A 21,006-nucleotide genomic window follows, 5' to 3' on the forward strand; every position below is an offset into this window, starting at 1 on the left:
ACGTACTCGTCGCGGCCCGCGAACCACACGGCCACGCCCTGCACGACGGCGGCCCCCACGAGCAGGAGCAGCGGGAGCGTCCAAGCACCCGTGACGTCGTGCGCGAGCCCCAGTCCCAGCGGACCGGTCGCCGCCAGGAGGTAGCCGGCGCTCTGCGCCATGCCGGAGAGCTCGGACGTGCGGACCGCGTCACGGGCCCGCAGCGCCATGAGGGTCAGCGCCAGGCTGATGCCGCCACCCTGCCCGAGCCCGACGAGCACCGCCCACACGACGGCGGCGCCGGGAGCGAGCGCGAGCCCGAGCAGCCCCGACCCGACGAGCACCACGAGCACGACCCCGATCCCGCGCTGGCGCCGCATCCGGCCGGCGAGGAGCGGTGTCACGAACGAGCCCGCGATCCCGGCGAGGTTGCACAGCGCGAGGAGCCACCCGCCCGCCTCCGGGGTACCCCCGTGCGCGACGACGATCTCGGGGAGCCACGCGTTGACCGCGTAGAACGACAGCGACTGCATACCCATCACGACCGTGACCGCCCAGGCGAGCGGGCTGCGCCACACCGACCGGTCGCCGCCCGGAGCGTGGTTCGGGCGGAACGCCGTCGTGCCGACCGGGTCGGGACGCAGCGCTCGCGGTACCCACACCACGACCGCGACGACCGCGAGCAGCCCCCAGGACGCGAGCGCGCCCCGCCAGTCGAGACCGGCGGCCGCCGCGACGGGCAGCGTCAGGCCGGCCGCGAGCGCCGCGCCGCCGGCCAGGGCCATGGAGTACAAGCCCGTCAGGAGACCGATCCGGTCCGCGAAGTCGCGCTTGATGAGCGCCGGCAGCAGCACGTTCCCGAGCCCGATCGCGCTGCCCGCGACGACGGTGCCGGCGAACAGGCCCCAGGTCTCGGGGACGAGGCGCAGCGCGAAACCCGCGCACAGCACGACGAGGCTCACGAGGAGCGCGCGCTCGAGACCCCACCGCCGCGCGAGCACGGGGGCGACCGGCGCGAGCAGCCCGAAGCACAGGACGGGCAGCGTCGTGAGCACCCCGGCGGCCGTCGCGCTGAGACCCTCCTCGGCCCGGATCTCCCCCAGCAGCGGCGAGATCGCGACGACTGCCGGGCGCAGGTTGAGCGCCGCGAGGACGATCGCGACGACGGCCCCGACGCCGAGCGGACGACGCAGCCCGTTCACGATGCGCCGTCGACGAGGTGCGCCCCGAGCACGCGGCGCGCGTCGGTGGTGCGGGCACGGCGGGCGAGCGCCGCATCGAGCCCTTCGGCCGCGCGGCCGTAGGTGCCGTCGCCGCGCGCGCCGCGCTCGCCGAGGCGCTCGACGTCGGAGACCTTGCGGGGAGGGTCGATCGGCTGGCTCACGGAAAGAACCTCACATCCCCTGTCTGACGGCGTCGAAGAGGCGACCCGGGCGCGGGACCGGCTACGCGGCCTGGATGAACTGGGTGACGGCGTCGGCGACGAGCTGGACGGCGATGGCCGCGAGCAGCAGACCCGCGATGCGCGTGACGAGGATCGTGCCCGAGTCGCCGAGCACGCGGTTGATGACGTTCGCGAAGCGCATCGACAGCCACAGGCACAGGTGCACCGCGACCACGCCCGCGACGATCGCGACCCACTCCGCGACCCCGCCGCCGCGCTCCCCCGCGCGCTGGACGAACACCATCGTCGCGACGATCGCGCCCGGCCCCGCGAGCAGCGGCGTCCCGAGCGGCACGAGCGCGACGTTGACGCCCTTGTTGCCCGACGGCTGCGGCTCCTCCATCTTGCCCGTGAGGAGCTCCATCGCGACGAGCAGGAGGAGCAGGCCGCCCGCCGTCTGGAGCGCGGGCAGCGAGATGTGCATGTAGCTGAGGATCTGCTGGCCGAACACTGCGAAGGCCACGATCACGCCGAACGCGACGAGGATCGCGGTCCGCGCCGCCTGGTTGCGCTGCTTGGCGCCCATCGCGCTCGTCAGGCCCAGGAACACCGGCACCGTGCCGGGCGGGTCCATGATGACGAACAGCGTGACGAAGACCTCCGTGAACAGCCGGACGTCGAAGAAGTCGTTCACCTGATCACGTCCAGCTGTCCCTGCTCCTCGATCTGCGCCAGCACGGTCGGTGCTGTCGTGTTCTCCCCGAGCCGGTTCGGTTTGCCGGCCCCGTGGTAGTCGCTCGACCCGGTGACGAACAGGCCCAGGGTGCGGGCCAGGTCCTCGAGCCGTGCGCGCTGACGGTCGTCGTGGTCGCGGTGGAACACCTCGAGCCCCGCGAGCCCCGCCGCCGCCATCTCCTCGATGACGGAGTCGGCGACGACGCGTCCCCGGACGTCCGCGCCCGGGTGGGCGAAGACGGGCACGCCCCCGGCAGCCCGCACGCCGCGCACGGCAGCGACGGCGCCGGGAGCGTAGTGGGGCACGTAGTACGGCGTGCCGGGCGCGAGGATCGTCGCGAACGCGGCCGAGCGGTCGGCCACGTGCCCGGCGGCGACGAGCGCGTCCGCGATGTGCGGCCGCCCGATCGTCGTGCCCTCGACGGTCTGCGCGAGCACATCTTCCCACGTGATCGGGTAGTCCTCACCGAGCAGGTCGACCATGCGGCGGGCGCGGCTCGTGCGCGCGTCGCGCGTCCGGTCGAGCTCGGCGAGCAGCGCCGCGTGCGCCGGGTCGTGCAGGTAGGACAGCACGTGCACGCTGATGCCGCCCGAGCGCGCGGAGATCTCCGCGCCGCGCACGAGTGCCACGCCGTGGCGCAGCGCGGCGTCGGTCGCCTGCGCCCACCCCGCGGTCGTGTCGTGGTCGGTGAGGGCGACGACGTCGAGCCCGGCAGCGGCCGCGTCGGCGACGACCTGCCCCGGCGCGTCCGTGCCGTCGGACGCCGTCGAGTGGGTGTGAAGGTCGATGCGCACGAGCCCCAGGATAGTGAGCGGGCGCCACCGGACCCGCACACGATGTGCACACCGGCCACCGCCTCTCGTCATGGCCGTCCCAGGCTGGGGTGCGACAGTCGTTCGCATATGACTCCCACGCCCTCCACGTCGCTCGCCCCGCCCTCGTCCTCCGCCGGCACGTCGACGGAGCCGCCCGCCGTCGTCTTCGTCCACGGCATGCGCACCTCGGGGGCGATCTGGGACCGCCAGGTCGCGCACGTCCAGGACCTCGGGCACGACGCCGTCGCCGTCGACCTCCCCGCGCACGGCACGCGGGCGCACGAGCGGTTCACGCTCGACCGCTCGTTCGAGGTGCTCGACGACGCCGCGGCAACGTTCGGCACGGACCGGCGCGTCGTGCTCGTCGGCCTCTCGCTCGGCGGGTACACGTCGCTCGCCTGGGCGGCACGCCGACCGGCGAACCTCGCGGGCGTCGTCGCGGCCGCGTGCACGTCGGACCCCAAGGGCAAGCCGGTCGCGCTCTTCCGCGACGTCGCCCGCCTCCTCGTCGCCGGCGGTGGCGGGCTCGGCCGCGGCGCCCGCTGGGCCGCGCGCACGACCGCCGACGCCTGGGGCACGATCGCCCGCGGCGGACGGACGCTCCCGGGCGGTGCGGCGTCGTCGTACGCGCTGACGGGCCCCGGGGACCCGACGGCGGCGCACCGGCCGGGCTGGGACGTCGTCACCGACGCGCTCACTCAGCTCGCGGGACGCTCGTGGCTCAGCCACGTGCGGGACGTCGACGTCCCCGTGTGGCTCGTCAACGGCGCGCGCGACCACCTGCGCCTGGACGAGCAGCGCTACCTCGCAGCGGCCGCCGACGCGGCGCTCGTCGTCGTGCCCGGCGCGGGCCACGACGTGAACAGCGAGGCCCCCGACGCGTTCAACCGCGTGCTCGGGCGCGCGCTCGCGGACTTCCGCCGCGTGCGCGGTGCGAGACTGGGTGCATGACCGACGCCACCCCCGTCACCCCTGAGACCCCCGAGCACGCCAGCCCTCTTGAGGGCCAGGACCTGGCCGCGCGCGGCAGCAACCGCTCGCAGCGCCCGGACTCCGACGCGTTCAAGGCCTTCATCACGAGCGGCTGGGCGCCGCGCGCGCAGCTCGACGTCGAGCCCCTGGCCGCCGCACCGTTCACCGCCGCGCGCCGTGCCGCGCTCTCGGACCGCTTCCCCGGCGCGCGCCTCGTCGTGCCCGCCGGCCCGCTGAAGACGCGCTCGAACGACACCGACTACCGGTTCCGACCGCACTCGGCGTTCGCGCACCTCACCGGGTACGGGACGGACCAGGAGCCCGACGCCGTGCTCGTGCTGCACCCGGTCGACCCGGGCACGGGCGACGGCGGCAGCGACCACCACGCCGTGCTGTACGTGCGCCCGCTCGCCGCGCGTGACACCGAGGAGTTCTACGCCGACTCGCGCTACGGCGAGTTCTGGGTCGGCGCGCGCCCGTCGCTCGACGACGTCGCGACCGCCACCGGGGTCGAGGCGCGTCACGTCGACGAGCTGCGCGACGCGCTCGCGAAGGACGTCGGCCCGGGCGGCGTGGCGCTGCTCGTCGTCGCGGGCGCGGACGAGGCCGTGGAGGCGCTCGTCGAGGCGATCCGGGCCGAGGCGGGGCCGGACGAGGTCGCCACGGCCGCGGAGGCGCAGGACGAGCACCTCACCGAGGCCGAGTGGCTCGAGCGCGCCCACGCGGCGTACCGCCGCACCGACGCCGCGCTCGTCGAGGCCGTCTCGGAGCTGCGGCTCGTCAAGGACGCGCACGAGGTCGAGCAGATGCGCGAGGCCGTCGCGGCCACGATCGCGGGCTTCGAGGACGTTGTCCGGAACCTTCCGCGCGCGCTCGACCACCGTCGCGGCGAGCGCGTCATCGAGACGACGTTCGACGCGCACGCGCGCCTCGAGGGCAACACGGTCGGCTACGAGACGATCGCCGCCGCGGGCGAGCACGCCACGACGCTGCACTGGATCCGCAACGACGGCGTCGTCCGGTCTGGCGAGCTCGTGCTGCTCGACGCCGGCGTCGAGGTCGACTCGCTCTACACGGCGGACGTCACGCGCACCCTGCCGGTCGACGGCGAGTTCACCGAGGTGCAGCGCCGCATCTACCAGGCGGTCCTCGACGCCGCGGACGCCGCGTTCGCCGTCGCGGTCCCGGGCGCGCGGTTCCGCGACATCCACGCCGCGGCGATGGAGGTCGTCGCCGCGCGGCTCGAGAAGTGGGGGCTGCTCCCCGTAAGCGCTGCGGAGTCGCTGTCACCCGAGGGCCAGCAGCACCGCCGCTGGATGGTGCACGGCACGAGCCACCACCTGGGCCTCGACGTGCACGACTGCGCGCAGGCCCGCCGCGAGCTCTACCTCGACGGCGTCCTCGAGCCGGGGATGGTGTTCACCATCGAGCCCGGGCTCTACTTCAAGGCCGACGACCTCACCGTCCCCGAGGAGTACCGCGGCATCGGGGTGCGCATCGAGGACGACGTGCTCGTGACCGCCGACGGCAACGAGAACCTGTCCGCAGCGCTCCCCCGCCGCCCTGAGGACGTCGAGGCCTGGATGGCCCGCCTGCGCGGCTGAGCAGGCGTCCGGATCAGGCCGGGGGTGGCGTGGGCCGCTCGGCGTCGTCGGTCGGCGCCGGGCGCTGCGGCGCGGGGGCCTGGGGCTGGTCGGTCGGCGCGTCGGACGTCGGGCGCATCGCCCCGTAGCGCGGCTCGCCCGACGGCGTCGTCCAGCGCGGGTCCGGGGTGCGGGCCGACGCGGGCTGGGCCGGCACGGCGGTGGGCTGCGCCGGCGCGGCCGTCCGTGGCGGCGCCGCGGGAGGTGTCGTGCCCGACGGCGGCTGCGCGGCCGGGGCGGGCGGCGCGCCCTGCGCCGGGGGCGCCGTCGGAGCACCCTGGCCGGGTGCTTCCGGGCCGGTGGGCGTGCCCCACGTCGGGTTCGCCGGAGCGGTGGCGGCACGCACCCCGCCCGCGCCCTCGGGCATGCGGGACAGGAGCTGGCGCGCCTCGCCCGCACGCTCCGGCGCGCAGAGGAGCCCGTAGGCCGACGCTACGATCTGGCTCTGCGACGTGAAGTCGCGCCTGCCCTGCGTGAGTGCGTAGGACAGCACCGAGAAGAGCAGGCCGAAACCCGCGCCGATCCCGATGGCCGTGAGGACGAACGCGCCGTCGCCGGAGAACAGGAAGAGCAGCAGGCCGACGAACAGGCCGAACCACGCACCCGACGCCGCACCCGCGATCGCGACGCGCCCGTACGTGAGGCGACCCGTGACCCGTTCGACCATCTTGAGCTCGGTGCCGACGATCGTCACGAGCTCGACCGCGAACTTGTTGTCCGAGAGGTAGTCCACCGCCTTCTGCGCCTCGAGGTACGTGGCGTACGACGCGATCTGCTCACCGCGCGGCGGTGTCGGGACTCGGGGGACGGCACCCGGGCGTGTCATGCTCATTCGCCCAGTCTGTCCTACTGCGCACGCGGGCGCGAGGGGCGCGCCGCGACGCGTCCGGCAGCAGCCGCGGCGCGTGCGTAGGCTGGCCGCGTGAGTGCAGCCACCACCGTCTTCGTCGCGCGCCTGGCCGGGACCACCGTGTTCGACCCGATCGGCGACCAGGTGGGGCGGGTGCGGGACGTCGTCGTGCTGCTGCGCCCGAAGGGGGCGCCGCGCGCGGTGGGGCTCGTCGTCGAGGTGCCGGGTCGCCGCCGCGTCTTCCTGCCGCTCACGCGCGTGACGAGCATCGACGCCGGGCAGGTCATCTCGACCGGGCTCGTGAACATGCGCCGGTTCGAGCAGCGCGCGATGGAGTCGCTCGCGGTGAGCGAGCTGCTCGAGCGCACCGTCCAGCTCGCCGACGGGTCCGGCTCCGCGACGGTGGAGGACCTCGCGATCGAGCGCCAGCGCACCGGAGACTGGCTCGTGACCAAGCTCTACGTGCGTCGTCAGACCCCGCACAAGGGCGGGCTCAGCCTGCGCCGGCGCGGGGATGCGTTCGTCGTCGACGCCGACGCCGTCACCGGGCTCGCCGGCAGCACCCAGGCGCAGGGCGCCGCGATGCTGCTCGCCGCGTACGACGACCTCAAGCCCGCCGACCTCGCCGACGTCATCCACGACCTGGGCGACACGCGCCGCCTCGAGGTCGCGGGCGCGCTCGACAACGAGCGGCTCGCGGACGTGCTCGAAGAGCTGCCCGAGGACGACCAGGTCGCGATCCTGTCCGGGCTCGACAACGACCGCGCGGCCGACGTGCTCGAGGCCATGCAGCCCGACGACGCGGCCGACCTCCTGCACGAGCTGCCCGAGGCGCAGGCGGCGCAGCTGCTCGAGCTCATGGAGCCCGAGGAGGCGCGCGACGTGCGCCGCCTCCTCGCGTACGACGAGGACACCGCGGGCGGTCTCATGACGAGCGAGCCCGTCGTGCTCGGCCCCGAGACGACGATCGCCACCGCGCTCGCGCAGATCCGCCGCAAGGACCTCGCGCCCGCGCTCGCCTCGATGGTGTTCGTCGCGCGCCCGCCCCTCGAGACCCCGACCGGGCGCTTCCTTGGGGTCGCGCACTTCCAGCGCCTCCTGCGCGAGCCCCCGCACGCCGCCGTCGGGTCGGTGCTCGACTCGGACGTCGAGGGCGTCACCCCGGACGCCCCGCTGGGCCGGGTCACGCGCATCCTCGCGACCTACGACCTGCTGTGCGTCCCCGTGCTCGACCCGCAGAAGCGCCTGCTCGGCGCGATCAGCGTGGACGACGTGCTCGACCACATGCTCCCGGACGACTGGCGCGAGACGGACGACGACGTCGACACCGACGCCGCCCGCAGCTCCGTCGCGCACGACGGCTCGGGGGTGGCCCGTGGCTGACCGCCTCGACACCCCGAAGACCGCCCGGCGCTCCCTCATCCCCCGGGTGCGCGTGGACCAGGACGCGGTCGGCGCGGCGACGGAGGGGATCGCGCGGTTCCTCGGCACCCCGCGCTTCCTCATCTACCTGACGATCTTCTGCGTCGTGTGGCTCGCGTGGAACTCGTGGGGCCCGGAATCGCTGCGGTTCGACTCCGCCGAGTTCGGGTTCACGGCCCTCACGCTCATGCTCTCGCTCCAGGCGTCGTACGCCGCGCCGCTCATCCTGCTCGCGCAGAACCGCCAGGACGACCGCGACCGCGTGACGGCCGAGCAGGACCGCCAGCGCGCCGAGCGCAACCTCGCCGACACCGAGTACCTCGCGCGCGAGATGGCGGCACTGCGCATCGCGCTGAGCGAGGTCGCGACGCGCGACTTCGTGCGCTCCGAGATCCGCAACCTCCTCGAGGAGCTCGAGGAGAAGTCGGCCCGCCAGCCCGACGAGGAGGGCTCCTCGCGCGACCCAGCGTGACCGGGTCGGACGAGGCCGTCCGCGACCCCTACCTGGTGGTCTCCGTGCCGCTGCGACCGTGCGACGACGGGTGTCCCGGTACTACCTTGGGTCCATGCCCAGCACGGACCCCCAGCACGAGAGCACGGACCGTGGATCGATCGCGCAGCACGAGCAGGCGGTAGCCGCTCTCACCGAGCTCGCGGTCTACTATCCACCCGGCTATCTCGACGACGTGCGCGAGGGCTCGTTCGCGCAGTAGCCGGTTCTCGCCGGCCTACTGCGTGCCCTCGGCCGCGACGCGGCGCAGGCGATCGACGAGCGCGGGGTCGCCCGCGACGGTGAGCCCGTCCGCGGTGCCACGGCCCCAGAGCCACAGGTCGAGCGCCCACGCCGGACCGGCGACCTGCGTCGTGGTCGAGCCGGGCAGGTCGACGAGCTGCGCGGCGTCGAGGTCGTAGGCCGTCCCCGACTCTGGGCCGGTGCCGGTGAAGCGCCCGAACGCGAGCTCCCAGCTCCGCGGGGTCTCCCCCGGTCCGTCGACGACCACGGAGATCGTCGCGCCGTCGGGCGTGAAGACGCCCCAGCCGGGCACGCCGTCGACCATGACGGACAGGATCTCGTCGACGCCGTCCGCCGCCACGCCCGGGTCCGCGGGGCTGACCTCGCGGCCGGCGGTGAGCTCGGCGTCGGCCCGGTGGACGAGCGCCTCGTGCGCCTGGCGCCGCACGACCCAGCCCACGTGGCGGCCGTCCTCGTGCCACGACCAGCACGGCTCGGCGGGGTCACGGCCGCTCAGCGCGACGACGAGCCGGCTCGTCGAGCGCTGCAGGAGGGCGGGCAGCTCGGCGTCCGAGCCCGGCCGCGGCAACGGCGGGACGTCGTCGCCGTCGAGCCCTTGCCCCGGCCCGGGCCCCACGACCTGCGCCCAGAAGTCCTGCACCTCGGCCAGGTGGTAGATCAGGTCTGCCCCGGTCCACTCCGGGCACGACGGCACCCGCGCGTCGGGCGACGCGCTGCGCGCGGCGTCGCCGAAGAGCTCGCTGTCGCGGGCGAGGGAGGAGAGGGCGTCCATCCGTGCACCGTAGTACCGACCACCGTCGGGACCAACGACCTGGCGGGACCCACGCGCTCCACGCCTACGATGGAGCCATGCCCGACCCCGCAGCGCACCCGATCGAGCAGGCCGTCCGGCAGGCCCTGGCCACCGTCCTCGACCCGGAGATTCGCCGGCCCGTCACGGACCTCGGCATGGTGCGCTCGGTCGACGTGGAACCCGGCGCGCCGGGCGCGGTCGTCACCGTGGGGGTCGACCTCACCGTCGCGACGTGCCCGATGCGCGACACGCTGACGCGCGACGTCGCCGCCGCGGTCCGCGCCGTCGACGGCGTCGCGGACGTGCGCGTCGACCTCGGGGTCATGAGCGCCGAGCAACGCGCGGGGCTCCGCACGATGCTGCGCGGCGGCGTCGGGGAGCCCGAGATCCCGTTCGCCAAGCCGGAGTCGCTGACGAAGGTCTACGCGATCGCGTCGGGCAAGGGCGGCGTGGGCAAGTCGTCGGTCACGGCGAACCTCGCGGTCGCGCTCGCCGCGGAGGGGCTCGACGTCGGCGTGGTCGACGCGGACATCTACGGGTTCTCGATCCCGCGCATGCTCGGGGTCGACCGCCAGCCCACGCGCGTCGACAACATGCTGCTGCCGCCGATCGCGCACGGCGTCAAGGTCGTCTCGATCGGCATGTTCGTCCCCGCCGGCCAGCCGGTCGTGTGGCGCGGACCGATGCTCCACCGCGCGCTGCAGCAGTTCCTCGCGGACGTCTTCTGGGGCGACCTCGACGTCCTGCTCCTCGACCTGCCGCCCGGGACGGGCGACATCGCGATCTCCGTCGCGCAGCTCCTGCCCGGCAGCGAGATCGTCGTCGTCACGACGCCGCAGGTCGCCGCCGCGGAGGTCGCCGAGCGCGCCGGGTCGGTCGCGCTGCAGACCCAGCAGGGCGTCGTCGGCGTCGTGGAGAACATGTCGTGGCTCGAGCAGCCCGACGGGTCGCGGCTCGAGGTCTTCGGTTCCGGCGGGGGCGAGCGGGTCGCGGCGAACCTGTCGCGCGCGACGGGCACCGACGTGCCGCTGCTCGGGCAGGTGCCCCTCGACGTGTCGCTGCGCGAGGCGGGCGACGGCGGCACGCCTGTCGTCCTCAGCGACCCGGAGGCACCGGCCGCGGTCGTGCTGCGCGACGTCGCGCTCGGGCTCGCGCGTCGCCCGCGCGGGCTCGCAGGGCGTTCGCTGGGCGTCACCGTCGTGTCGTCCTGAGCGCCCTCCGCCCCGTCCGGACCCCCTTCTCGAAGGCACCCCTGTCTTTTCGCCACGCCACGGTATAGTCTCGCCCGCATCTCGTCCGGGGGGACGGCCAGGGGGCCGGTGAGGGGGATTCCGCAGTGGCACCGTCGCCGCTCCGCTGCTGCCCCGCGGCTGCTTCTCCCCGCCCCGACGTGCGCCGTCGCACCGCACCACCTCGACCATCGACACCCGCCGACGACGACGCGCGGCCATCGTCCGACCGATGCTTGCGTTACCGGATCGTGACCTCGCAGGGACGAAGAACCGGAGAAACTCCTCCCCAGGGATGACGACGGCGCCTCCCGGACCGCCCTAGCCTCGGGGCCGTCCCCGAGCACCCGCCCGTCCCCGAGCACCCGCCCGACCCCGACGCTCGTCCGCCGTCGCCCAGCGCCCTCAGGAGCCCCACGTGGGTATCACCCGCCGGTTCGTCTTCCCCGCCCTCCGCATCCTCGTGTGGGGCGTGATCGCCGCCTCGCTCGCCGTGATCGCGTTCCGCTCCGCGCCCGAGGCGCCCGACGACCCGGCGGTGCCGTCCGCCGAGCTCGTCGAGCCGCAGGTCGCCGTGACCACGGGCGACGTCACCAACACCGTGACGGTCGCCGGCCAGGTCGTCGCCGACCCGGCCGCGCCGCAGAAGGTCACGCAGCGCGGGACGGTCACGGCCGTGCTCGCGAAGCCTGGCGACGTCGTCCAGGCCGGCGCTCCGCTGCTCGAGGTGACGCTCACCGAGCCGCAGGAGCCGCTGGAGAAGACCGACCCCGAGACCGGCGAGGTCACCGTCACCGAGCGGCGGCCCAAGGTCACCAAGGAGACCGTCACGGCGACGGTCGCCGGCACCGTCGCGACGTTCACGGCGCTCAAGGACCAGGAGGTGTCCGTCGGCGACGACTTCGCGACGATCTCGCCCGGGACGCTGTCCGTGACCGGCAGCATGGTCGCCGAACAGCAGTTCCGCCTGCTGCAGATCCCCGCCGAGGCGACGGTCACGGTCACGGGCGGCCCCGCGCCGTTCACGTGCACGAATCTGCGCATGGGCGCGGCCGCGGCCCCCGCGCCTGCGCCGGGGCCGGATGACGGCGCGGGCGGCGACCCCGCCGCGGGCGGCTCGTCGGCCAGCATCACGTGCGCCGTCCCCGGCGACGTCACCGTGTTCGCCGGCCTCGCGGCCGAGCTGGAGGTCACGGCGGGCTCCGTCGAGGGCGCGCTCGTCGTGCCCGTGACCGCCGTGCTGGGGCGCGTCGAGCAGGGCAAGGTGTGGGTCGTCGGCGACGACGGCGAGGCCGAGGAGCGCGCCGTCACGCTCGGCATCACCGACGGCGCCGTCGTGCAGGTCACCGAGGGCCTGGCCGAGGGCGACCAGGTGCTCGAGTTCGTCCCCGGCCAGGACGTGCTGCCGGTTGTCGACCCCATGACGGGCGAGGTGATCGGCTGATGGCACTCCTCGAGCTGAGCGGGGTCACCCGCTCGGTGCTGCTGCCCGACGACCGGGAGCTGGAGATCCTGCGCGGCATCGACCTCACGGTCGCCGCGGGCGAGCACGTGTCGGTGGTCGGCCGCTCGGGCACGGGCAAGTCCACGCTCCTCAACATCCTCGGCCTCCTCGATGCGCCCACCGCCGGGGAGTACCTCCTCGACGGCGTCCCCATCGGCCGCCTCTCCGGGCGCGCCCGGGCGCGCCGCCGCGGCGCCGACTTCGGCTTCGTGTTCCAGCAGTTCAACCTGCTCCAGGGCCGCACCGCGCTCGAGAACGTCGTCGCACCGCTGCTGTACGCGCGCGGCAAGCAGTTCTGGCGTCGTCGCACGCTCGCCGCGGAGATGCTCGAGCGCGTCGGGCTCGGCGACCGGCTCGACACCCGCCCCGAGAAGCTCTCCGGCGGCGAGCAGCAGCGCGTCGCGATCGCGCGCTCGCTCGTCCGGGTGCCGCGCGTGATCCTCGCCGACGAGCCGACGGGCGCCCTCGACGTCGACACGGGCACCGAGGTCATGGACCTGCTCGACACGATCGCGCGCGAGAACGGCTCGGCGCTCATCGCCATCACGCACGACCTCGCCGTCGCCTCGCGCGCCTCCCGGCAGTTCCGCCTCGCCGACGGCGTCCTCACGCCGATCTCCATCAGCGCGCGCAGCGCCGGGTCGCTCACGGCGCTCGATGCCCTGGGCGAGAACGGCGCGGCGGCGAGCGCCGTCGTCGCCGGGCCGTACGGGCCGGCGACGCCCGGCGACGAGCAGGCCGAGCACGTCGCGCGGCCGCTCGTCGCCGCCGGGCCGACCCACGAGGGAGACGCCGCGTGACCGGGTTCGTCGGCGCCGTCCTCGAGGCGTGGGACGAGCTGCGCATCCACAAGGTGCGGGTCCTGCTCGCGCTGATCGGGGTCGCGGTCGCGGTGTGCGCGATCACGGCCATCTCCGCGGCCGGGGAGATGCTGCGCCAGGTCTCCGCGGAGCAGAACGACCGCTGGCAGGGCCGTGCCGCCACGCTCCAGGTCTCGGCCTGGCCCACGGGCGAGGGCGGCAGCGTCATGCCCGCGCCCGAGGAGTACCAGCGGGTGTTCGACGAGATCGTGGAGCGGTACGCCGTCGAGCACTCGTCGATGCTGCGCGACGCTCCCGCACCGGTGCGGTTCCCGGACGGCACGCGCGAGGTCACCACGACCGGGGTCGAGGCCGACTGGGCGACGATGCACCGCTTCGAGGTGACGTCCGGACGCTGGTTCACCGACGCGGACGCCGACCGTCTCGCACCCGCGCTCGTCGTGAACCAGGCGTTCCTCGACGCGCTGGGCGGCGTGAGCGTCGCGGAGCACCCGACGGTCACCATCGGTGGCGACAACCCCGTGGTCGCGACGGTCGTCGGAGCCTTCCCGGACGAGTGGCCGGGCATGGAACCGATCGCCTACGCGCTCGTGGACGCCCAGGCGGCGTGGGTCACCCCCGAGTCCCTCGAGATGATGGGGCCGCCCCGCCTCGAGCTGTGGGTCCCCGACGACGTCGCCGACGGTCTCGTCGAGGCGATCCAGCGCGACGTCGCGGGTGCGCTCAGCGGGGTCCAGGCCGAGGTCTACCGCTCCGACTCGCCCGACTACGCCTCGGTCGACGGCGCGATCCGGTGGGTCGTGCTCGGCGTGAGCGCCATCGCGCTCCTGCTGGGTGGCCTGGGGCTGGTGAACATCGCGCTCGTCACCGTGCGCTACCGCATCCGCGAGATCGGGATCCGCCGCAGCTTCGGCGCGAGCTCGGGCCGCGTGTTCTTCGCCGTGATGATGGAGAGCGTCGTCGCGACGACCGTCGCGGGCGTCGTCGGGGTGACCGTCGCCGTCGTCGTGCTCCACAACGTGCCGCTCGACACCCTCATGGGCTCGGCCGTGCAGGACCGCCCGGGCTTCCCGTTCTCCGCCGCTGTGACGGGCATGCTCGCCGCGGTGGGCGTCGGCGCGCTCGCCGGCCTCCTGCCCGCGCTCGTCGCGGTCCGCGTCAAGGTGATCGACGCCATCCGCTACTGACCTCCACCGGACGGAGGCTGCCGCGATCGTCCTGGTCGCGGCGCTGTGGAACCTGACCGCCGTGCCGCCCGTGCCGTGCTGTGTGCGGCACGGGCGGCCTGGTCCGCGGAGTCGGACGAGCCGCCCGCGATGTTGAGTCGTGTTCGATCGTGTTGGATTTCTCGGCGACCTGGACAATACTGTGTCGCATGCTCGCCTCACAGCGCCAGGAGCGCATCCTCTCGGAGATCCGCGACCACGGCGCCGTCCGGATCGCCGACCTGACCCGAGACCTCGGGGTCTCCGACATGACGGTCCGGCGCGACCTCGTCGAGCTCGCCGACCAGGGGCTCGTCCGCAAGGTCCACGGGGGCGCCGTCGCCCCCCACACCACCGCGCACGAGCCGGGGTTCGCGGCGAAGAGCACGCGCGAGGCGGCGGAGAAGCAGGCGATCGCCACCGCCGCGGCGCGCCTCATCACGCCGAGCTCGTCCATCGCGCTGAGCGCCGGCACGACGACGCACCTCCTCGCCGCGCGCATCGCGGCGGACCCCGGGCTGCGCCCGCTCACCGTGGTGACGAACTCCCTGCCGGTCGCGGACACGCTCCACCGCGCGGGCGACCCGCGCATCGAGACCATCCTCACCGGGGGCAGCCGCACGCCGTCCGACGCGCTCGTCGGCCCGCTCGCGGAGGCCGCGCTCTCGGGGCTGCGCGTCGACCTGGCGTTCATCGGGGCGCACGGCATCGACCCGGAGATCGGGCTCACGACCCCGAACCTCGAGGAAGCCGCGACGAACCAGGCCCTCGTTCGCGCGGCGGGCCGCACCGTCGTCCTCGCGGACCATACGAAGTGGCACATCACGGGGCTGCGCGTCTTCGCGACGTTCGCCGACATCGACGTGCTCGTCACCGACGACGGGCTCGCCGACGACGAGCGCGCCCGCGTCCAGGACCTCGTCGAGCAGCTCGTCGTCGCCTGAGCCCGCCGCCGCCACCACCGCGATCGGACCCCGCACGCATGAACCAGCACCTGCGCCGTACCTCGACCCGCCTCGCCGACGGGCGCGAGCTCGTCTACTTCGACGACTCGCCCGAGTACGTCTCCGGCGAGCGCACGCGGCGTCTCGACGACCCTCGTCCGCTGCCCGACCGGTTCGCTCCGGTCCCCGGCCCCGACGGGACGCCCCGCCCGTACGCCGGGCCCGAGATGCGCCGCGACCCGCTCACCGGCGACTGGGTGCCGCTCGCCGCCCACCGGATGAACCGCACGTTCCTCCCCGCCGCCGACTCCTGCCCGCTGTGCCCGGCACGGCCGGGGGCCGCCTACTCCGACGGCGAGGTCCCCGACACCGACTACGACGTCGTCGTGTTCGAGAACCGCTTTCCCTCGCTGCAGCGTGTACCGGGCGTCCCCGACGGGGTCGTCGAGGACGCCCCGCTCGAGGTGCACGCGCCCGCTGCCGGCCGGTGCGAGGTCGTGTGCTTCGCGAGCGACCACCACACGTCGTTCGGCGCACTGTCGCCGCAGCGCGTCCGCACGATCATCGACGCCTGGGCGGACCGCACGGCGGCGCTCGGTGCCGAGCCCGGGGTCGAGCAGGTGTTCTGCTTCGAGAACCGCGGGCAGGAGATCGGCGTGACGCTGCACCACCCGCACGGCCAGATCTACGGCTACCCGTACGTCACGCCGCGCACGCGCGCCCTGCTGGCCGAGGCCCGAGCCCACCACGAGCGCACCGGGCGCAACCTCCTGCGCGACGTGCTCGACGGCGAGCTCGCGGACGGTCGCCGCGTCGTCCTGGAGACCGAGCACTGGGCCGCCTACGTCCCGTACGCGGCGCGCTGGCCCGTGGAGGTGCACCTCGCCCCGCGCCGCGACGTCCCCGACCTGCCCGCGCTCACCGACGCCGAACGCGACGACCTCGCCACCGCGTACCTCGAGCTGCTGCGCCGCCTGGACCGCTTCTTCGAGACCGGCGACGGCGACCCCATCCCCCTCCCCTACATCGCCGCGTGGCACCAGGCGCCCGCGCACCAGGGGCGGTCCGTCGCGGACGGCGGCACCGACGACGTCACCCTGGCGCGCCTGCACCTGCAGGTCTTCTCGGTCCTGCGCGCACCGGGCAAGCTCAAGTACCTCGCGGGCTCGGAGTCGGGCATGGGCGCGTGGATCAGCGACACCACCCCGGAGCGGATCGCCGCCCGGCTCCAGGAGCTCGCGCCGACGAGCGAGGCACGCGGCTGGGTGCGCGCCTGGGCCGACGACGCCGGTGTCGCGCGGGCGCGGGCGGTGCTCGCGGGCGCGTTCGGCCACGGCGCGACGACGGACGGCGACGTCCGCGTGTGGGCGGCGCCCGGCCGGGTCAACCTCATCGGGGAGCACACCGACTACAACGCGGGCCTGTGCCTGCCGATCGCGCTCCCCCACCGCACCTACGTCGCGCTGCGGCCGCGCACCGACTCGCTGGTACGCCTCGCGTCGGCCCAGGAGCCGGGCGAGGTCTGGACGGCACGCCTCGAGGACGTCGCCCCGGGCGCCGTCGCCGGGTGGGGCTCGTACGTCGCAGGCGTCGCGTGGGCGCTGCGCGAGCAGCTCCTCGCACAGGGCGCGGACCCGTCGCGGATCACGGGCTTCGACGCCGCCGTCGACTCGAGCGTCCCCTTCGGGGCCGGGCTGTCGTCGTCCGCGGCGCTCGAGTGCTCGGTCGCCGTCGCACTCGACGATGTCGCGGGCCTCGGCCTCGCGGCGACCGACGCAGGGCGCGCCGTGCTCGCCGCGGCGAGCATCCGCGCGGAGAACGAGATCGCCGGCGCGCCGACCGGGGGCATGGACCAGTCCGCGTCCCTGCGCGCGCAGGCGGGCCACGCGCTCCTGCTCGACTGCCGCCCCGGCCTCGACCCGGTGGAGTCGGCCGAGCAGGTGCCGTTCGACCTCGACGCCGCCGGCCTCGCCCTCCTCGTCGTCGACACCCGTGCCGAGCACCGGCTGGTCGACGGCCAGTACGCCGCACGCCGCGCCACGTGCGAGGACGCCGCCCGCACCCTGGGTCTCACCTCGCTCCGCGAGCTCGCCGACTCCGTCGCAGCGAGCGACGACCCGGCGGGAAGCCTCGCGGTCGCCCTGGAGAAGCTGCCCGACGACGTCGCGCGCCGCCGGGTGCGCCACGTCGTCACCGAGATCGGCCGGGTCCGCGAGCTCGTCGCGCTCCTGCGCGACGGCCGCCCGGGCGCGATCGGCCCGCTCATGAACGCGTCGCACGCCTCGCTGCGCGACGACTACGAGGTCTCGAGCGTCGAGCTCGACGTCGCGGTCGACGCCGCCCGCGTAGCCGGAGCGCTCGGCGCGCGCATGACCGGCGGCGGCTTCGGCGGCTCCGCGATCGCCCTCGTCCGCGCCGATCAGGTCGAGTCCGTCGCCGACGCCGTCCGCGCGGCCTTCGAGCGCGAGGGACTCGGCGCCCCGGGCTTCCTCCTCGCCACCCCGTCCGCCCCGGCCGACCGCGTCGCCTGAGTCCGAACACGACCCGACGCGTCCACGAACACGACATGGGGGTCGCCTACCGCAGCTTGACGACCCTCATGTCGTGTTCGGCGGGGAGCGGATGGCCTCAGACGTCGTAGGTGACGACGACCGGCGCGTGGTCGCTCCACCGCTCCTCGTGCGACGGCGCGCGGTCGACCTCGACCTTGACGGCGCGGTCGGCGAGCGCGGGCGTCGCGAGCTGGTAGTCGATGCGCCAGCCGGAGTCGTTGTCGAACGCGCGCCCGCGCCACGACCACCACGTGAACGGTCCGGGGCCCTCGCCGCCGTGCGTGCGGCCGAGGTCGACGAGGCCGATCCCGTCGAGCCACGTGTCGACGTACGCGCGCTCCTCGGGGAGGAACCCCGCGCTCTTGAGGTTGCCGCGCCAGTTCTTGATGTCGACGTTGCGGTGGGCGATGTTGAGGTCGCCCGCGAGCACCACCCGCTCCCCCGTCGCCGCGAGCGCCCGCAGGCGTGCGGTGACCTTCTCGAGGTAGGCGTACTTCGCGGTCATGGTCTCGGGCTGGCTCACGGTGCCCGAGTGCAGGTACGCGGAGATCACGGTGACGCGGCCGCCGTCGGGCAGCTCGAGGTCGGCCTCGACCCAGCGACCGGTGTCGGCAGGCGGCTCGGGCTCGCCCGCGCCGAGGCCGACGCGCACCGCGGCGACGGGGAGGCGCGACGCGACCGCGACGCCCGCGCGGCCCTTGACGTCGCACGCCTGGTGCGCGACGTGCCAGCCGTCGAGCAGGTCGTTGACGACGGAGTCGGGCGCTCGGACCTCCTGGAGCAAGAGCACGTCCGGGGTGCGGGACGCGATCCACGCGCCCATCCCCCGGCGCACGGCGGCGCGGATCCCGTTCACGTTGGCGGTAGCGATCGTCAGCACGCGGGCCATCCCATCACACGCCGCCCACGACGGCGTCAGGCTGACGGCGTGGTCTCGCTCACGGCCGCCGGAGCCTCGCTCGGTGCCGCGCGGGTGCGGAGCGGTGCAGAGGTGCCGACCGAAGACGGGACGCGTGCGCGGCGCCCGTCGGACGCTGCGCCGAGGTGAGATGCAGGAGGAGGGTGCGGCGGCGCGTCGCGGGTCGTGGCGGGTGACGAGAACTCCGCCAGGAGGCCGCAATCATCGAGCGGCCGGAGGGTAGACCCGCGACGCGCCGCCGCACCCTCCGAAAAGGTGACGACCGTCGTCGCGCAGACAATCAGGCGGAAGCGCGCTCCGCCGAGTCGACGACGTTCGCCAGGAGCATCGCCCTCGTCATCGGCCCGACCCCGCCCGGGTTCGGCGAGATCCAGCCCGCGACCTCGGCGACGTCCGGTGCGGCGTCCCCGACGACGCGGCTCTTGCCGGTCTGCGGGTCGACCTCGCGCGAGACGCCGACGTCGATGACGACGGCGCCCGGCTTGACCATGTCGCGCGTGATGATGCCCTGGACCCCGGCCGCCGCGACGACGACGTCGGCGCGCCGTACGAGCACGGCGAGGTCCGTCGTCCCGGTGTGGGTGAGGGTCACGGTCGCGTTGACGGCACGACGGGTGAGCAGCAGCCCGATCGAGCGGCCGACGGTCACGCCGCGGCCCACGACCACGACCTCCTTGCCCGCGAGGGAGATGCCGTGCCGCTCGACGAGCTCGATGATCCCGCGCGGCGTGCACGGGAGCGGTGACGTGACCTCCTCGTTGACGCGCAGGACGAGCCGCCCGAGGTTCGTCGGGTGGAGCCCGTCGGCGTCCTTGTCGGGGTCGATGAGCTCGAGCACGCGGTTGGTGTCGATGCCCTTCGGCAGCGGGAGCTGGACGATGTAGCCGGTGCACGCGGGGTCGTCGTTGAGGCGGCGGACGGCGGCCTCGATCTCCTCCTGCGTCGCGTCGCCGGGCAGGTCCTCCCGGATGGAGGCGAGACCGACCTCGGCGCAGTCGCGGTGCTTGCCCGCGACGTACCACTGCGAGCCCGGGTCGTCGCCGACGAGGAGCGTGCCCAGCCCGGGCACGACGCCCTTCCCGGCGAGGACCGCGAGGCGGTCCTTGAGCTCGGCCTTGATGGTGGCGGCGGTGGACTTGCCGTCGAGGAGCTGCGCGCTCACTGGTGCAGGCCCGGGTACAGCGGGAAGTCGGCCGTGAGCTTCTGCACGCGGGCGCGCAGCGCGTCCACGTCCGACGCCGCGCCGGCCTTGAGGGTCGCGGCGATGATCTCGGCGACCTCGGTGAACTCGGCGTCGCCGAAGCCGCGGGTCGCGAGCGCGGGCGTGCCGATGCGCAGGCCGGACGTGACGCGCGGGGGGCGCGGGTCGAACGGCACGGCGTTGCGGTTCACGGTGATGCCGACCTCGTGCAGGAGGTCCTCGGCCTGCTGGCCGTCGAGCGCGGAGTGGCGCAGGTCGACGAGCACGAGGTGGACGTCGGTGCCGCCGGTGAGGACGGAGACGCCGGCCTCGGCGACGTCGGCCTGGGCGAGGCGGTCCGCGATGATGCTCGCGCCGCGCAGCGTGCGCTCCTGGCGGTCCTTGAAGTCGTCGGAGGCCGCGATCTTGAACGACACGGCCTTCGCGGCGACGACGTGCATGAGCGGGCCGCCCTGCTGGCCCGGGAACACGGCGGAGTCGATCTTCTTGGCGTACTCCTCCTTGCTCAGGATGAAGCCGGAGCGCGGGCCGCCGATCGTCTTGTGCACCGTGGAGGAGACGACGTCGGCGTAGGGCACCGGGGACGGGTGCAGGCCCGCGGCCACGAGGCCGGCGAAGTGCGCCATGTCGACCCAGAGCTTCGCGCCGACCTCGTCGGCGATCTCGCGGAACGCCGCGAAGTCGAGGTGCCGCGGGTAGGCGGACCAGCCGCCGATGATGACGTCGGGCCGCGTCTCGAGCGCCTGCTTGCGGACCTCGTCCATCTCGATGCGGTGGGACTGCGGGTCCACGCCGTACGCGGAGACGTCGTACAGCTTGCCGGAGAAGTTGATCTTCATGCCGTGCGTGAGGTGGCCGCCGTGGGCCAGCTCGAGGCCGAGGATCTTGTCGCCCTTGTTGATGAGCGCGTGCAGGACGGCGGCGTTCGCCGTCGCGCCGGAGTGCGGCTGGACGTTCGCGTGCTCGGCGCCGAAGAGGTCCTTGGCGCGCGCGATCGCGAGGTTCTCCGCGACGTCGACCTGCTCGCAGCCTCCGTAGTAGCGGCGGCCCGGGTAGCCCTCGGCGTACTTGTTGGTGAGCACGGAGCCCTGCGCCTGCAGGACGGCGCGCGGGACGAAGTTCTCGGACGCGATCATCTCGAGGGTGTCGCGCTGGCGCGCGAGCTCCCCGTCGAGGACGGCGGCGATCTCGGGGTCGAGCTCGGCGAGCGGGGTGTCGAGGACGTTGTCGGCTGGCTGGGCGCTCATGGCGTCTCCTCCGCGGGGTTCTGGCAGTTGTCGGCG

19 protein-coding genes and 2 pseudogenes are annotated in these 21,006 nt (G+C 74.5%); 12 read left to right on the plus strand and 9 right to left on the minus strand.

Features of this window, described 5'->3' with window-relative positions; all coding sequences use genetic code 11:
• The 4 genes from AC4H2H_RS12815 to AC4H2H_RS12830 all read right to left on the minus strand — a co-directional run.
• On the minus strand, window positions 1-1,181 hold a 1,181-nt coding region (locus AC4H2H_RS12815), incomplete at its 3' end, for a CynX/NimT family MFS transporter (protein ID WP_494371195.1).
• Window positions 1,178-1,363 carry a hypothetical protein gene (locus AC4H2H_RS12820; protein WP_494371196.1) on the minus strand — a complete coding sequence of 62 codons (186 nt, stop codon included), beginning with the start codon at window positions 1,361-1,363 and terminating at the stop codon, window positions 1,178-1,180. The genes AC4H2H_RS12820 and AC4H2H_RS12815, both read right to left, overlap by 4 nt.
• Window positions 1,364-1,424: 61 nt before the next feature.
• Window positions 1,425-2,057 carry a MarC family protein gene (locus AC4H2H_RS12825; RefSeq protein ID WP_494371197.1) on the minus strand — a complete coding sequence of 211 codons (633 nt, stop codon included), beginning with the start codon at window positions 2,055-2,057 and terminating at the stop codon, window positions 1,425-1,427.
• Window positions 2,054-2,893, minus strand: a complete 840-nt coding sequence (locus tag AC4H2H_RS12830; protein WP_494371198.1) for a PHP domain-containing protein — start codon at window positions 2,891-2,893, stop codon at window positions 2,054-2,056. The genes AC4H2H_RS12825 and AC4H2H_RS12830 overlap by 4 nt, the downstream gene beginning before the upstream one ends.
• Window positions 2,894-3,001: 108 nt before the next feature.
• Here AC4H2H_RS12830 and AC4H2H_RS12835 point away from each other — a divergent pair, with 108 nt between their 5' ends.
• Window positions 3,002-3,865: an alpha/beta fold hydrolase gene (locus AC4H2H_RS12835; RefSeq protein WP_494371199.1), complete on the plus strand. Its 864-nt coding sequence runs from the start codon at window positions 3,002-3,004 to the stop codon at window positions 3,863-3,865.
• Window positions 3,862-5,490 carry an aminopeptidase P family protein gene (locus AC4H2H_RS12840; RefSeq protein ID WP_494371200.1) on the plus strand — a complete coding sequence of 543 codons (1,629 nt, stop codon included), beginning with the start codon at window positions 3,862-3,864 and terminating at the stop codon, window positions 5,488-5,490. Before AC4H2H_RS12835 ends, AC4H2H_RS12840 begins: the two co-directional genes overlap by 4 nt.
• A 13-nt stretch (window positions 5,491-5,503) precedes the next feature.
• Here AC4H2H_RS12840 and AC4H2H_RS12845 read toward each other — a convergent pair whose 3' ends face one another.
• Window positions 5,504-6,361: a YflT domain-containing protein gene (locus AC4H2H_RS12845; RefSeq protein WP_494371201.1), complete on the minus strand. Its 858-nt coding sequence runs from the start codon at window positions 6,359-6,361 to the stop codon at window positions 5,504-5,506.
• Between the two features lie 90 nt (window positions 6,362-6,451).
• Between AC4H2H_RS12845 and AC4H2H_RS12850 the strand changes: the two genes are divergently transcribed.
• The 3 genes from AC4H2H_RS12850 (at window position 6,452) to AC4H2H_RS12860 (ending at window position 8,514) form a co-directional block, all read left to right on the plus strand.
• Window positions 6,452-7,762 (plus strand): magnesium transporter MgtE N-terminal domain-containing protein, encoded by a 1,311-nt coding sequence (locus AC4H2H_RS12850; RefSeq protein ID WP_494371202.1) that lies wholly within the window; start codon window positions 6,452-6,454, stop codon window positions 7,760-7,762.
• Window positions 7,755-8,273 (plus strand): DUF1003 domain-containing protein, encoded by a 519-nt coding sequence (locus tag AC4H2H_RS12855; protein ID WP_494371203.1) that lies wholly within the window; start codon window positions 7,755-7,757, stop codon window positions 8,271-8,273. The genes AC4H2H_RS12850 and AC4H2H_RS12855 overlap by 8 nt, the downstream gene beginning before the upstream one ends.
• A gap of 94 nt (window positions 8,274-8,367) precedes the next feature.
• Window positions 8,368-8,514 (plus strand): hypothetical protein, encoded by a 147-nt coding sequence (locus AC4H2H_RS12860; protein ID WP_494371204.1) that lies wholly within the window; start codon window positions 8,368-8,370, stop codon window positions 8,512-8,514.
• Window positions 8,515-8,529: 15 nt separating this feature from the next.
• Here the strand turns inward: AC4H2H_RS12860 and AC4H2H_RS12865 are convergent, their stop codons facing one another.
• Window positions 8,530-9,327 (minus strand): maleylpyruvate isomerase N-terminal domain-containing protein, encoded by a 798-nt coding sequence (locus AC4H2H_RS12865; RefSeq protein ID WP_494371205.1) that lies wholly within the window; start codon window positions 9,325-9,327, stop codon window positions 8,530-8,532.
• Between the two features lie 77 nt (window positions 9,328-9,404).
• Here AC4H2H_RS12865 and AC4H2H_RS12870 point away from each other — a divergent pair, with 77 nt between their 5' ends.
• The 7 genes and pseudogenes from AC4H2H_RS12870 to galK all read left to right on the plus strand — a co-directional run.
• The gene (locus AC4H2H_RS12870) at window positions 9,405-10,559 is read left to right on the plus strand and encodes an Mrp/NBP35 family ATP-binding protein (protein WP_494371206.1); all 1,155 of its coding nucleotides are present in this window, start codon (window positions 9,405-9,407) and stop codon (window positions 10,557-10,559) included.
• A gap of 436 nt (window positions 10,560-10,995) precedes the next feature.
• Window positions 10,996-12,021, plus strand: a complete 1,026-nt coding sequence (locus tag AC4H2H_RS12875) for a permuted SH3 domain-containing protein (protein ID WP_494371207.1) — start codon at window positions 10,996-10,998, stop codon at window positions 12,019-12,021.
• Complete coding sequence (locus tag AC4H2H_RS12880) at window positions 12,021-12,881, plus strand: ABC transporter ATP-binding protein (RefSeq protein ID WP_494371208.1); 861 nt, start codon at window positions 12,021-12,023, stop codon at window positions 12,879-12,881. The genes AC4H2H_RS12875 and AC4H2H_RS12880 overlap by 1 nt, the downstream gene beginning before the upstream one ends.
• A complete protein-coding gene (locus tag AC4H2H_RS12885) occupies window positions 12,878-14,089 on the plus strand; it encodes an ABC transporter permease (RefSeq protein WP_494371209.1) in 1,212 nt (403 codons plus the stop codon). The genes AC4H2H_RS12880 and AC4H2H_RS12885 overlap by 4 nt, the downstream gene beginning before the upstream one ends.
• 188 nt (window positions 14,090-14,277) lie before the next feature.
• Complete coding sequence (locus AC4H2H_RS12890) at window positions 14,278-15,051, plus strand: DeoR/GlpR family DNA-binding transcription regulator (RefSeq protein WP_494371210.1); 774 nt, start codon at window positions 14,278-14,280, stop codon at window positions 15,049-15,051.
• 38 nt (window positions 15,052-15,089) lie between these two features.
• A pseudogene (gene galT, locus AC4H2H_RS12895) lies at window positions 15,090-16,292 on the plus strand (galactose-1-phosphate uridylyltransferase); the annotation flags it as partial.
• Window positions 16,293-16,415: 123 nt separating this feature from the next.
• Window positions 16,416-17,582, plus strand: a pseudogene (gene galK / locus AC4H2H_RS12900) (galactokinase); the annotation flags it as partial.
• Window positions 17,583-17,679: 97 nt separating this feature from the next.
• On the opposite strand, the gene AC4H2H_RS12905 reads toward galK, so the two are convergent.
• The 3 genes from AC4H2H_RS12905 to glyA form a co-directional block, all read right to left on the minus strand.
• Window positions 17,680-18,483 (minus strand): exodeoxyribonuclease III, encoded by an 804-nt coding sequence (locus tag AC4H2H_RS12905; RefSeq protein ID WP_494371211.1) that lies wholly within the window; start codon window positions 18,481-18,483, stop codon window positions 17,680-17,682.
• 319 nt (window positions 18,484-18,802) lie between these two features.
• Window positions 18,803-19,684 carry a bifunctional methylenetetrahydrofolate dehydrogenase/methenyltetrahydrofolate cyclohydrolase gene (locus AC4H2H_RS12910; RefSeq protein WP_494371212.1) on the minus strand — a complete coding sequence of 294 codons (882 nt, stop codon included), beginning with the start codon at window positions 19,682-19,684 and terminating at the stop codon, window positions 18,803-18,805.
• Window positions 19,681-20,970: a serine hydroxymethyltransferase gene (gene glyA / locus AC4H2H_RS12915; RefSeq protein WP_494371213.1), complete on the minus strand. Its 1,290-nt coding sequence runs from the start codon at window positions 20,968-20,970 to the stop codon at window positions 19,681-19,683. Before glyA ends, AC4H2H_RS12910 begins: the two co-directional genes overlap by 4 nt.
• Window positions 20,971-21,006 lie beyond the last annotated feature (36 nt).

Source organism: Cellulosimicrobium sp. BMG9.22, from assembly GCF_059159975.1.

Bases quoted from the DNA above. Each gene is read 5' to 3' on its own strand.
- AC4H2H_RS12860 (WP_494371204.1), top strand. From the start codon at position 8,368: ATGCCCAGCACGGACCCCCAGCACGAGAGCACGGACCGTGGATCGATC.
- AC4H2H_RS12865 (WP_494371205.1), bottom strand. From the start codon at position 9,327: ATGGACGCCCTCTCCTCCCTCGCCCGCGACAGCGAGCTCTTCGGCGAC.
- AC4H2H_RS12870 (WP_494371206.1), top strand. From the start codon at position 9,405: ATGCCCGACCCCGCAGCGCACCCGATCGAGCAGGCCGTCCGGCAGGCC.
- glyA (WP_494371213.1), bottom strand. From the start codon at position 20,970: ATGAGCGCCCAGCCAGCCGACAACGTCCTCGACACCCCGCTCGCCGAG.
- AC4H2H_RS12835 (WP_494371199.1), top strand. From the start codon at position 3,002: ATGACTCCCACGCCCTCCACGTCGCTCGCCCCGCCCTCGTCCTCCGCC.
- AC4H2H_RS12840 (WP_494371200.1), top strand. From the start codon at position 3,862: ATGACCGACGCCACCCCCGTCACCCCTGAGACCCCCGAGCACGCCAGC.
- AC4H2H_RS12845 (WP_494371201.1), bottom strand. From the start codon at position 6,361: ATGAGCATGACACGCCCGGGTGCCGTCCCCCGAGTCCCGACACCGCCG.
- AC4H2H_RS12890 (WP_494371210.1), top strand. From the start codon at position 14,278: ATGCTCGCCTCACAGCGCCAGGAGCGCATCCTCTCGGAGATCCGCGAC.
- AC4H2H_RS12880 (WP_494371208.1), top strand. From the start codon at position 12,021: ATGGCACTCCTCGAGCTGAGCGGGGTCACCCGCTCGGTGCTGCTGCCC.